Source organism: Clostridium sp. 10cd* (assembly GCF_044336395.1).
In the GTDB taxonomy this organism is placed as follows: Bacteria; Bacillota_I; Bacilli_A; order Erysipelotrichales; family Erysipelotrichaceae; genus Clostridium_AQ; species Clostridium_AQ innocuum.
Genome location: NZ_CP172347.1, coordinates 2994097 through 3006829 on the forward strand (window position 1 = coordinate 2994097; position 12733 = coordinate 3006829).

The window sequence follows — 12733 nt, forward strand, 5'->3', positions numbered from 1 at the left end:
CCTCTGCACCTGCATTTCTCTTTTTGCGCAGCTGTATGGAAAGCGGCACCCGCAAACGGATGCCGCTGGCTATTGCTAGAAATCAAGATCCAGATCGTTCAGTAAAGCCTCCTCATCATCCGAGAAGATGTTTTTTGCCTCCTCTGCTTTCTTCGCTCTTGCTTCTTCCTCACGCAGCTCCTGACGCTCCATGATTTTAAAGAATGGCAGATAGAGCAGAATTGCCAGAATCAGCTGTGCACCGCAGGCCAGGATCACTCTCCAGTCACCGTTTGTCAGGAATCCCTCCAGGAAGACACCGACATAAGGCGGATCGAAGAACGGCTTGTCCAGCAGACCGTAGTGCATCAAAAACATTGGCATGGTACCGATGATGGCACCACCGAAGACGAATGGGATAAACATTATCGGATTCAGAATAATCGGAGCACCGAAGAGAATCGGTTCATTGATACCGAACAGTGACGGGAACAATGCGACCTGCCCGATTTTACGATAGCGCTTGGATTTGGACAGCATGCATGCCACAACGCATCCGATGGTGATACCGGCACCGGTGAATCCAAAGAACGCACTGGAGGTACCTGCCGTATAAAAGTGTGGCAGAGGTTCTCCGGCCTGTCTTGCGATGATGTTTTCCGCAATGAAGGTAGCCATGATCGGACGTGTAATCGGTCCGAAAACAGATGAATGGATACCGAAGAAGAAAATCAGACAGATCATGAAGTGCAGGAACAAGACTGCCCACGGGTTGTCCATGGAACCAACCAGCGGTGCCAGAAACTGTGTCAGAATCTGCGGAGGCAGTGCTCCGAAAATCTGCTGGGAGAAGAAGCGTACAGCGATGAAGGTTCCGGCAACGATGATGGTTGTAGGAATCAGCTCAAAGGATTTGGATACGAAGTCCGGTACCCCCTCCGGCATGCGGACCGTCAGATTCTTTTCCTTACAGAAGCGATACAGCTCCGTAGCAGCCATACCGACCAGCATGGCACAGAACAGACCCTTTGCACCGAAGTTGGTGATGCTGATACCGCCCTCTACGTTTTCAGCAGCCACAAACAGGAAAGCAAAGGTGGACAGAGTGATACAGCCCGGAATATACAGCTTGTAGTGATTCCCCAGATTGTATGCAATACACATCGTTACATATACACTCATCATACCGATGGATAGGGTAACCGGCAGGTCAAGCAGCTCCGCATTGTTCAAAATGAACTGACTGAATGCGTTATTTTCTCCAATCATGTTTGGTAAAGCGGGGATGATGGCGAAGAAGCTCCCCAGAATCGTAAATGGTGTCATGGCCACCATGGATGCCTTAATGGCACTCAGATGACGCTGTTTATCTACTTTTTGAGCAATTGGCATCAGCCATTTGTTCATAAAGGCCTCAAATTTATTAAACATACTAGGTTCCTTTCTATTTATTTATGCTGTCTTCACAGGACACGCGAGCGGGATTCCTGAAAGTATACCCCTGCTCATTCATCTCACAGTCTGATTGAACAATACAAGACTGACTGCAAATGAAGCATAGTCTTTTATAATTCCAAATCAGGGATTACTTTCCCATTTCGTGTTTCTTGCGTGTAACCAGAGCGAGCTTCAATACGGTGGCTCCGTCCATCTGTCCGTATACATCCTTGTCAATGACTGCAAACGGCACGTTTTTCGGTTTGCATACAGCCTCGATGAAGTCAATCTTATGCGATACCTGCGGTCCGACCAGAACCACGTCCCAGTTATCGATTTCCTCCTCCAGAGAGTCTGCGGGAATCGCCGTAAATTTAAAATCCTCTTCGTTCAGCTTCGCGCTTTCCTTTACGACCTTTTTCATGTTCTGCATCAGCATATTGGTGGAAAAGCCACCTGCACAGCATAATAAAATTCTCATGTCAGTTTCCTCCTTCTTTTGCTTCAAATACATCTACCAGCGACTCAATGACGTCTCTTGCCAGCTGGCTGGTCATATAATGATCCTGCGCATGAACCATGAGCAGTGACAGCTCCGGCTTTTCAGCCTCCGGATCCATTTCCGACTGGATCAGCTTGGTCTGGATTTTGTGTGCCTCCAGATCGATTTTTCTGCTTTCCTCAAGCAGTGCGCGAGCTCCCTCATAATCGCTTTCCTTTACCTTGCGAAGGGCTTCAAACGCCTTCCCCTTACTGTCACCGGCAGCGGAAATGATACCGATGATCTGCTGTTCTAATTCTGTCATGCTAGACTCCTTTCAAAAAATTTATTGATGCACGATACGCTGCTTCGTCAAAATTGACAATCAGCTCTGTAAAGATGTCGATGGCGTCCGCAATATCCTGCAGATGTGCAATCGAATAGGCACAGTGTCCATAACGCACAGGCAGGCAGCTGACAGCGGTCGGTTTACCATCCCTACTCTTGTGAGCCTCGCCGCCATCGGTTCCTCCTCCATTGAACATATCCAGCTGCAGTGGCTTATGCAATGTATTTGCCGTGTCCTTGATACGACGAATCAGGGCACGATTGGGAGCAAGTGTGCGATCGAAGTTTGTCAGCATCATCCCCTTGCCAATCTGGCGCTGATTGGTATGATTGCGAACAAATTCATCGTTAAAGCAGGCAACATCGATTGGAAATACCACATCCGGATTCACCCTGTATACAGCGGTTTTTGCCCCGCGTATTCCGACCTCCTCACTGGAGGTGCCCACCATGTAAACGGTATTGGGATGATCAATGCCTTGCAGCCGTTTTAATACCTCCCCCATAATGAAGCAGCCCAGACGGTCATCAAACGCCTTTCCTGCCACAACATCCGCTAAGGCGAAGTGCTCAAATTCTGTCGTATATGTCACCATATCCCCGACCTGAATGCCCAGATCATAGACCTCCTGTGCAGTCTGTGCCCCCAGATCCACATAGACTTTGGTGGCGGCGTTGCTCTCATAGGTTGCCTGGATGATACCGTGAATCTTCTTACCATCCTCTGTCGTAATACGTACCTTCTGCATAAACTGTGCCAGCGGCTTTACACCGCCCACACTCATCAGCATGACCTGCCCCATATCGGATATACTGCGCACGATGAAGCCAACCTCATCGATATGAGCGCACAGCATGATCTTCGGCCCCCTGTTCCCCTTTTTGAAGATAATACTGCCAAGATGATCCGTGGAAACTTCATCGGCATACTCCTTCAGCTCCGCAACCAGAACATCCCGTACCTCCTGCTCATTGGATGCGATGCCGTCCGCATTTGACAGCTTTTCTAAAAATTGTATATTCATAGAGTCCCTCCTTTAAAATTTCAGATGCGATATGCATTTCATGAAATCCTCATACGATTCTGCACGCCGCAGCTTTTCAATCAGTGCCGTATCGCTCATAACCTCAAACAATACTCTAGTTATATTCTGATGCAGCTTTAAATCCCCCTTCTCCAGATCGACCAGAAAGATGACCTGAACCGGCAGCTTATGTACCGATGCTTCCTGCTTCACAATGCCCACCGACAAAATATTTCCTCTGCCGCACATCTCCAGGGGATGCGGAATCGCAATACCATTGTTATACACGGTGGACAATACTTCCTCACGCTGTTTCACGGAAGCCGCATAGCCCGGATCACAATATCCCTCCTGTTCCAGCTTTGCAGCCATACAGGAAACCATGTCCGCATAGCTTCCTTCCTGAAAGATGTGGAATGCATTTTTGCGAAACAGGGAGGTGAAGGAGCGCTCCTGCAGGACAAGGGATGCATCTGTTTCCAGCATATTCTTGATTTTCTGAATATCCGCATCATCCAGCAGCTCCTTGATGAGAACAATGGGAACATCAAAGACTTCATCCAGCTTTTTAATGGTGAAGATGATATCCGGCTCATAGGAGCGAACCTCATCCAGCTCCAGCAAGGAGAAGGTTTCAATATTGCTGGAGGAAAAGATCGTTTCCAGCTTCAGCTTGATCAGAAAGGCACTTCCACCACCGCTGGAACAGATGATGGCAATGCGGTGATACAGATTCAGCTTGTGATGCAGCTCCTTTTCCATATGGGCGGCAAAGTGTGTTGCGATGAATCCGATTTCATCCTGTGTGGTCTTCACATGATATTTTTCCTCCAGCATACCGGCAAAGCGGATACAGATATTGAAAATCACCGGATACTTCACACTGATTTCGTGAACAAGCGGATTGGAGAAGGAAATGCTTTGATGCAGCCGGTCCAGCAGCAGGGATACATGCGCCAGAAGGCTCTTTTTAAATTCCACATCGGCATTGAACTGGGTATGATACTGTTCATCGGCATCCTGCAGAAAGATCTCGATATCCTGAATCAGACCCTCATCATACAGATAGACATCACTCGGCTTTGTCTTTTGCTTCAGATAATTGCCGATATCACAGATATCACCGCTGCTCAGCGTCACCTGATAGATTTCCTGAATCACATCTGCCAGCTCGACTGCCATCTGCTTATGGACACTGCTGTCTATCACCCCTCCAGCGGATTCAATGCCCTTTTCCGCCAGAAGCACGCTGACCTTCAGGAACAGGTCGATTTTTTTCAGCTCGATATAATTGGTGTTCAGCCGGTACTGCTTCAGCAGGGCAATCAGCCGCTTTTCCAAATGCTGTATGTGCTGCTGGGACAGATAATGATCCATGGTCTTCTTCATATAAAGATTGTCTTTTTCCTGCAGCTCCAGCAGATACAGCTTGCGCATCATGCCCTCACACGATAAGCTGATGCCGTAATGGGCTTTTTTAATCAGGGAAATGCTGTGCTCAAACAATGCCTTTTCTACCTTGGCCATATCAACCTTAATGATGGATTTGCTGACTGCCAGTGTGTCGGCGATTGTTTCCTGCGTAATATAGTCACTTTGCAGAAGCAGCAGAGCGATGATGGTGTCAACACGCTCCTTGCTGCTGATGGCCATACTGTCTTCATCGCTTTGCATATACTGTTTGAATTTCTGCGGTGCCGTGATTTCCAGATAGTAGCCGAAGCGCCGCTTCAGATGGATGCGAAAGCCGTTTCGCTCACCATCCTGCATCAGATATTTGATATCATTGCTGATGGTTCTGGTCGATACCTGCAGCTGTCTGGAGAAATGCTCCAGACTGCAATACTGATCTGCATGCATGAGCTCTTCCAGTATTCGTTTTTCTCTCATTTGGCTGTTTCCTCCTTTCCTATGGTTGGGATTGCTGGCGCTTATGTGAAAGCGTTATCAGCTTGCATGGTTAGTATATCGAAAGTTTCTAAAAATAAAAAGATTAACTATTTCACAAGAAACATGAAAAATTTATCCACAAACTGGAAAAGTGCCGAAAAAAAGCGGTAAATAAGCGCTTTTGCGTCTATTTACCGTCTGAATTTTTGTATCTGCTTTTATAAAACGAACGATTTTCCAATGCAAATACTCGTTGTGTGAACTCTCCGGCCTGTACCGGCTCCAATGCCTTGTGCAGCGTATTCATGCGTGCATCAATGTTATCGATCATATGCAGCATTTCTGCCTCCGGTATCATCGGCAGCACAGGGGAACCGTATTCATACACCCCATGATGGGATAAAATCATATGGCGAAGCAGCATGGCTTCCTCACAATCCTCCAGCCCCAGCTGCTCTGCTTTGGCCAGTACCTCAGCCTGCATAATGGAAATATGTCCCAGCAGCTTTCCCTGTGTGGTGTATTCACTGACAATGGCACCACTCAGCTCCACAGTCTTTCCTACATCGTGCAGGATGACACCGCTGTACAGCAGATCTCTGTCCAGCATCGGGTACAGATGACACAGCTGCTCTGCCAGCTGCAGCATCCCCAGTACATGCGTTGCGAGTCCGGCATAGAAATCATGGTGATTTCGTGTCGCCGCAGGATATTCAAAGAAATCCTTTTCATGATCCTTCAATATTCCGCATACCAGCTGCTTCATGACCGTATTTTCAATTTCATCGATATAAAGCTGGATGGTTTCATGCAATGCCTGCTGGGAATACGGTCCTTCCTTTACATAATCGGAAATATCCGCAGCTTCCTCCAGCTCCTTCATCTGCTGCACACGAAACTGCAGCTGCTTTTGATGACACAGCACATCCCCGCTCATTTCCACCAGCATACCGGGTTGAAATTTATGCAGCAGCTCCTCGCTTACATTCCAGTATTTCGCATCAATGCTGCCGCTTTTATCCTGAAACACAAAGGACAGGTACGGTGCTCCCTTTGCTGTTACACCGCGGTTCATACTGATAATCAGCGCTGTCAGCTCTCCCTTGTATCCGTCGTATAAATCTTTAATTTTATTGCTCATCACGCCACTCCATTTCATTTAGATGGTTCATGATATCCTCATGCAGAAAGCCCTTCTGCATGCAGTATACCAGAACCTTGTTTTTCAGCGGCTGCCCGCTCAGCTTGCGGCTGTATGTACGGATTGCCTTGGCAATCGTCTTGTTCAGCGCTTCACTGTCATCCTCTTCTTCAAAATTCAAGCGCTCCGAGGTACTTCTGGCGATATCACTGTCAAAGCCAAGCGATACCAGCTTTTGTACGATGGTCTGCTTTTTCATTTTTCTGGATTTATCCTTAATGGTTGCCATCAGCTTTTCTGCCATTTTCAAGGCACGCAGACGCTCCTCCTCATCATCCAGACCGGACAATGCCTCATCGACATCCTCCGCAGATATTCCTTTATTGATCAGGGTCCGCCGTATATTCCCCTTGCCGCTCAGAGAAAACTGCATCTTTTCGATTTTCTGCTGCATATACAGGTTATCATTGATATAACCCTTTTCCTCCAGCTCACTTAACAAGCCCTCCACATCCTCAACGGATAAGCCCGGCTGCCGATGCAGCCAGGTGCCCATTTCCTTGCGGGTATAGTCGCGCATGCGAAGCTTGCGGATCGCTCCGCGATAGGCCTCCAGCACAATTTCCTTCCGCTGAAAATGCGCAACGGTGTAGCGGTCAAGCATTGTATGCAGACGGATTTTATAGGTGAAGTAATCATCCAGATCTATCAGAAGCTTCTGCGGCTGATCCTCCTTGTCGTTCTGCACATAGATGCGCACATAATCATCCAGCGTTTTGATTTTGATAACCTCGTAGGCATCCTCAAAGTCATTGATTGCCTGATAATATACACTGAGCACCTTGGAATAAAACACTCTGGAATCGTATTTGACGATTTTGCTCAGCGCACGCCGGGAAAAGGCCTTTCGCTCCTCGGCACTCCGGTGCATGAAGTCCGTCAGCTTCTCTGCAAATTCCTGCGGTGTTTCAAACAGAAAGCCGCTGTCCTCCTCGATGACGAGATCCTTTAACACATCATCATAGCGGGCGAAGACCGGTAATCCGCACGCCAGTGCTTCAATATAGGTCATCCCCTGCGTTTCCGTCAGGGATGCAGATACAAAGCAGTCCGCACACGCATAATAGGCCGGTATTTCCTCCGGTAGCTTTTTGTCTGTAAAAATCACCTGCCGCTCCAGATGATGGCGCTGCACCAGCTTCTGCAGCTCCTCCAGCTGCGGTCCTCCCCCGACAATCATCAGCTTGATTTTCGTATCACTTACATAGCGAAAGCCCTCGATGGGAATCTCAATGCTTTTTTCCTGTGCAATCCGGCCGACAAACACGATCAGGCGTTCATCCTCCTGAATACCGTATTGTCTGCGGATTTCCTGCACCCGGGCAGGATCGATATTATCCGGATGAAATTTCTCAAAATTCAGTCCGGTCGGTATGACATAGATCGGTGTCTTCACCCCGTACTTCAACAGCGTTTCCTTCGTTTTTTCACTTGGTGAAATCACTGCCTGCGCACTGTCGGATATCGAACGGGAAAAGGTGGAGACCACCTTCTTCGTCACCTTATCCACCTCGTCGATTTCAAAACGGTTTACATAATGCGTATAATCCTCATACATTGTATGATAGGTTGTCACAACTGGGATATTCAGATATTTTGCAACGATACGGCCAAACATGCCCACACCGAACTCCGTATGCACATGAATCAAATCCAGCTGCATTTTCCTGATTTCATCACGGGCACTGAAATGATAGGGTGTAGACAGCTTATAGCCGTACAGCCATTTCAGCTCGAGTCCGGGAAGCCGCAGTACATTGCCTTCCTTTTTCATCGTCATTGCCTTGTGATTGGTGATGACATAAACGTCATGTCCGTTTTTCTCCAGCTCCCTTTGCAGGGTTACAATGCTGGAAACCACACCGTTGATATCCGGTGTATACGTATCGGTAAAAAGCCCGATTCTCATGAATCCACCTCCCTGATGTCTTTCGGTTTCTTCCGTCTTCCATATTTTTCATCATCGTAGGTTCGTTTCAAATGCAGAAACACAAATGCCCCTACCAGAATTACAATGTGATACGTGGAAAATCTCCACAGGATCATAATACCGCTGGCCTTGAGTCCGCCGACCAGATATTTGAACAGCTGTACGAATACCAGCTCGGTACCGCCACTTGCCCCAGGTATCGGAATAAATGCATTTGTCATCAGCACGAAGCTGGCCAGCGCCAGACAATCCACGAACTTATCCAGCCCCAGATTCAGGTTCAGCGCATAGGCGATGAAAAACGGCAGGGAAAACTGAACCGTCATACGAATCACATTCCACAGCACGGTTTTGCATATGATTTTCTTTTCGTGCTTCATTTCCTTGATTTCTTTGGTAAAGCCTTCAACCTGAATGGTCCAGGCGGCAAGTGTCTTTTCCTTGTTTTTCACGATATGCAGCTTCGCCAGCAGCGTCACGGCATGCCCGCTCAGTTTTACATAGACACGTGGAAACAGCGCCATCGTCCACAGGATACTGATGACACATACATTTACGATATAGCCGATCAGAATCCCCAGAAACGCCGGCCCAATAATCGTCATGTAATGCGTATAGCGCAAAAGAAACAGAATCGTGACATAGACCATCATCGTCGTCTGATAAACGATAAAATCCGCCCACAGAATACTCGCTCCGTCACTGTATTTGATTCCCTGCTTTTTAAATACGTACGCCTGACCGAACTGTCCGCCCGTGGCACTTGGTGTAATCCCGCTGAAAAACGTTCCGACAAGCGCATTGCTCAGCCCCTGCCGGTACGTGTAGTCCTTTTTGTAACGCCGGGCAAAAATCATGATGATCTGCCCTAAAATCATGACATAGATCATTCCCCAAAGGAAAATGATAAGCAGCCAGTACCAGGAGATACTGCTGATGAGATGCATGATTTCGTGATAGTTATCCTTCAGTGCAAACCACAGAGAAACAGCGGTCAGTCCGATGATGACTACAAAATTTAAGATATAACTCCGTAATGAACTTTTCATGAACCCTCAACTGCCTTCCTGCCAAAGCGCGAACGCTGCGCTTCTCTACCCCCGTTTGCGTTCCTGCAGCTCCTCATATACACGCGTATAAAATTCCTTCCAGATGCTGAGCACATTCTCCTTGGAATAATATTCGCTGATATAGGCACTGTCAGCTGCACAGCGCGCATAATAGGCCGGATCCTCATGCAGCCTTCGAATCAATTCGGCAAAGCTGTCATTATCATCGGCCATCTGATATTTCTTAAATAAGATATCCTCATACAGCTCCAAAGAGCGCAGAACCATTGGTCTGTGCAAATTGACCGCCTCCAGTATCGCCATTGGAAACAGCTCATTATAGGATGGCATAAACAGCACATCCGCCATATTGTAAATATCATTCATATCACTTCTCGGGATAATGCCTGGAAACTGTACGTTTGCCGGCGGATTCTCCACAACCTTCTTCAGCTCCTCATAGCCGTCTGTAATTTTTCCAAACGAAAAGCCTCCGCACCAGACAAAGCGCACATCCGGCAGCTTTTTCGCAACGTCAACAAAGTCCAGAACGCCCTTTCGTGTCTGTACCTGTCCGACACCGATGACAACAAAATCATCCGCTTTGATCCCATACTGCTCACGGATGGCATTGCGCTGCTCCACCGGCTTCACATGAAACTGCTCCTTGGATACATAATTCGGAATATAGATCATCTTCTCCCGGGCAATTCCATATTTCTCCAGCTCCTTCATAAAAATCGGATTTACAACGATCAGATAATCCGCTGTTTTATAGAAGCTGATCACATATTTTTTAAACACCGAAAACAGTGCCTTGGGTAACTGGATACTCCCATTCAGCGTATCCGGTAGAAAATGCACATAGCATACATTGGCATTTTTATTATTCTTCATCTTCAGATAATTCTGCGGATCAATGGTATGAGAATGAATGATATCAGCCTTCTTTCCGCTGTTGATTTCAACGGTAAACAGATCACTCGCACCTTCCTTAACCAGATTTACCTGCTCCAGATAGGCACTCCCCACACCCTGTCCTTCCACCTTGTCGGCACTGGACAGCATATTGATTACGATTTTCTTATCCAAATCCATTCCTCCGCTTCCTGTTCACATGGTTTTCATAACCACCTTAAATTATTATACCATAAACCTGTAGACGTTGAAACTCATAATGCAAGTATTACAAGTTTGTAACTAAGAGCATTCCTTTAAAACCTGCAGATGCAGCAGAGCAGCAAGGTGCAGACAGGCACGGCGAAGCCTTCGATTCAGCGTGCTTTCCACAATGTCTCCCTGATGGCGCAATACCAGCTCCCGTTTCAGGCCTCGCACGTATACATCCAGCAGCAGCTCCTTTTCCTGCTCCTCCAGCTGTAGAATTCCCTGTAAGAGAACATAGGCCCGCTGGTCCTGCTCCATCACCTTTTCCCTTGCTCTTCGCTGACGCTCCATCGCGTCCAGCACGGGATCCCTATGTACATATCCGCTGTTTCTCGATGTCTGGACAATGCTGCGGGTATAGTTCAGATAATCACTTAGTTCATCCTCCACCTGCAGCTGTACACAATCCTCTCCATACAGCACGCTGTGCAGACGCAGCGAGGCCGTATACTGCTTCAAAAACAAAAGCTGGCGTTTCATATTGCGAATTGTCTGTGCTTCATCGACACAGGGCTCATAAAAAAATTCAGTCTCCTTCATCCGTTTACCTCCTATATATTCTTATATACGAATGAAAAGTACCGAATTCCTAAATTTTATTAAAATATTTGATTTTTTTCAAAAATACTGAAGACGATTTCCTTTTGTCGTCCATGGGAAGCCCAGCGTGCTGCATTGCCAGCATAGTCATAGGCGTGTCCATTTTCCAGCTTGGATAGGATTGCCCCGAGCAGAATATCGCGAATATTGCGGGTATCGGAGAAATAAGCAAGTGCTTCCCCTCTCATACAGACAAGAATGGCATCGGGACAGCCCAGCTCCTGTTCACTGTCATCAACGACCTGAAATCCGCGCTCCCAAAGCTGCTGTACGATATCCTGTGACAGACGGCTGTTTTTGTATACGACAGAGGGTGTATTGTCGCATTGTACAGACAGCACTTCGCCATCAGCCGCCGTACACTGCTTCAGCCGATGATATACCCGGCAGCCAACCCCTTCCACATACGTGTACATGATATCACGCTTTGGAAAATAGACAATAGCCAGACGGACATCCTGCTCATGAAGAATGGCACTGCAGATCGACCAGGTATCCTTCTGGTGCAAATAGTCCAGAGTTCCATCGATCGGATCCAGTACAAGCGTATAATCATAGTCCTGTTTCAAAAAACAGGTGCGGCTTACCGTATCCTCCTCCACATCCAGACTCAGTACAGCCTGATATTCCGGTAACAGAGACTGCAACAGAATTTCCTGAACAATTTCATCGGCTCTGGTTTTGGCTTCCCGCATACGCAGATGGCGTTCATCCTCATCCTCCACCACTTCCACCTGTTTGCCCTCATTGACAATGGTTGCCTGCATCATGTTCGCAACAATGCCGGCAGTTCGTACAGCACAAAACAGGCATTCATACAATTTTTGATAGTTCATTTTTTCTCCCTTCTCCATGACTTATCATCTTATAATTCAGCGTTCAAAGCTATATTTTCATGATTCTGTATGCAGTTCAGTATACTATCGCTTATCGTAAAAAACAAGTCCTCGCGAATGATTGATTTACAATTCGTCCCATCATCTGCTTATCATCGCAGAGGTGGGAGACTTCTGTCTGTTATGAATTACATACAGAAAAGAGCTGAGACTGCACAGCCCCTTTGATTATGCTTGTTATAGCTTTTCAGGATAGATGTAGGGACTACAGAATCGCAGGTCGAATATCATCTTCAACATCCAGTATATTCATAGCGTCCATTGCACTGACATTGATTCTCTGCACCAGTTTTTTACATGTAGAAATGTTGCTTCCACTTTCCCTTCTACCTTGCCTTCAGCTTTTCCCTGTAATAAGCTCTGTTCAATACCTCTTTGTTCTATGAAATCACGAAAGTTACACATATCCATAACCTCCTGATCTATCTCCTTCTCCATCAGTATACCATACGTCCTTTGTAATTGTTCCTTTTTATCCTCTACTGCGGAATTTTTTATAGACAAAATCTATAATAGCATATAGAGGTACACCTGCTGCTTCGTTTCATACGCAGGAACGGATGCAACAAACACAAGGCAGTCCTTACCGCAGACAAGCGGTGTTCAGCTGTAAGCTACTTAATCATTGTAAAGAATGAACGAAAGCATAAGAAAAAACGCTTCTAGCAAGCGGTTGATCTACTGAAAGGCCGGAGCCTTTGCGGATGGATACCATGTGAATGGGTTGTAG

11 protein-coding genes and 1 pseudogene are annotated in these 12733 nt (G+C 46.9%); all 12 read right to left on the reverse strand.

Translation table 11 applies throughout. The annotated features are described in order from the left end of the window. Nucleotides 1–75: 75 nt before the first annotated feature. Nucleotides 76–1410, reverse strand: coding sequence for a PTS sugar transporter subunit IIC (locus ACG3M1_RS14830; RefSeq protein WP_008817625.1), 1335 nt, complete (start codon nt 1408–1410; stop codon nt 76–78). A gap of 154 nt (nt 1411–1564) precedes the next feature. Continuing rightward, nucleotides 1565–1897, reverse strand: a complete 333-nt coding sequence (locus ACG3M1_RS14835) for a PTS sugar transporter subunit IIB (protein WP_002610128.1) — start codon at nt 1895–1897, stop codon at nt 1565–1567. A gap of 1 nt (nt 1898) precedes the next feature. Then, nucleotides 1899–2222, reverse strand: coding sequence for a PTS lactose/cellobiose transporter subunit IIA (locus ACG3M1_RS14840; RefSeq protein ID WP_021420440.1), 324 nt, complete (start codon nt 2220–2222; stop codon nt 1899–1901). Nucleotide 2223: 1 nt separating this feature from the next. Then, nucleotides 2224–3270 carry an aminopeptidase gene (ypdE, locus tag ACG3M1_RS14845; protein WP_008817626.1) on the reverse strand — a complete coding sequence of 349 codons (1047 nt, stop codon included), beginning with the start codon at nt 3268–3270 and terminating at the stop codon, nt 2224–2226. A gap of 12 nt (nt 3271–3282) precedes the next feature. After that, nucleotides 3283–5160 carry a BglG family transcription antiterminator gene (locus ACG3M1_RS14850; RefSeq protein WP_008817627.1) on the reverse strand — a complete coding sequence of 626 codons (1878 nt, stop codon included), beginning with the start codon at nt 5158–5160 and terminating at the stop codon, nt 3283–3285. A 187-nt stretch (nt 5161–5347) separates the two neighbouring features. Further along, complete coding sequence (locus tag ACG3M1_RS14855; RefSeq protein WP_008817628.1) at nt 5348–6301, reverse strand: 3'-5' exoribonuclease YhaM family protein; 954 nt, start codon at nt 6299–6301, stop codon at nt 5348–5350. Then, nucleotides 6291–8270 carry a glycosyltransferase gene (locus ACG3M1_RS14860; RefSeq protein WP_008817629.1) on the reverse strand — a complete coding sequence of 660 codons (1980 nt, stop codon included), beginning with the start codon at nt 8268–8270 and terminating at the stop codon, nt 6291–6293. Before ACG3M1_RS14860 ends, ACG3M1_RS14855 begins: the two co-directional genes overlap by 11 nt. Next, on the reverse strand, nt 8267–9340 hold the full coding sequence (locus tag ACG3M1_RS14865; protein ID WP_008817630.1) for a lysylphosphatidylglycerol synthase transmembrane domain-containing protein: 1074 nt from the start codon (nt 9338–9340) through the stop codon (nt 8267–8269). Before ACG3M1_RS14865 ends, ACG3M1_RS14860 begins: the two co-directional genes overlap by 4 nt. 45 nt (nt 9341–9385) lie before the next feature. Then, a complete protein-coding gene (locus tag ACG3M1_RS14870; protein WP_008817631.1) occupies nt 9386–10438 on the reverse strand; it encodes a glycosyltransferase family 4 protein in 1053 nt (350 codons plus the stop codon). Between the two features lie 102 nt (nt 10439–10540). After that, entirely contained in the window at nt 10541–11047 is a 507-nt protein-coding gene (locus ACG3M1_RS14875; RefSeq protein WP_055201104.1) for a hypothetical protein, read from the reverse strand. A 59-nt stretch (nt 11048–11106) separates the two neighbouring features. Continuing rightward, a complete protein-coding gene (locus ACG3M1_RS14880; protein ID WP_242408133.1) occupies nt 11107–11943 on the reverse strand; it encodes an inositol monophosphatase family protein in 837 nt (278 codons plus the stop codon). A 265-nt stretch (nt 11944–12208) separates the two neighbouring features. Then, nucleotides 12209–12510 (reverse strand): annotated as a pseudogene (locus tag ACG3M1_RS22845) (hypothetical protein); the annotation flags it as partial. Nucleotides 12511–12733: the final 223 nt, after the last annotated feature.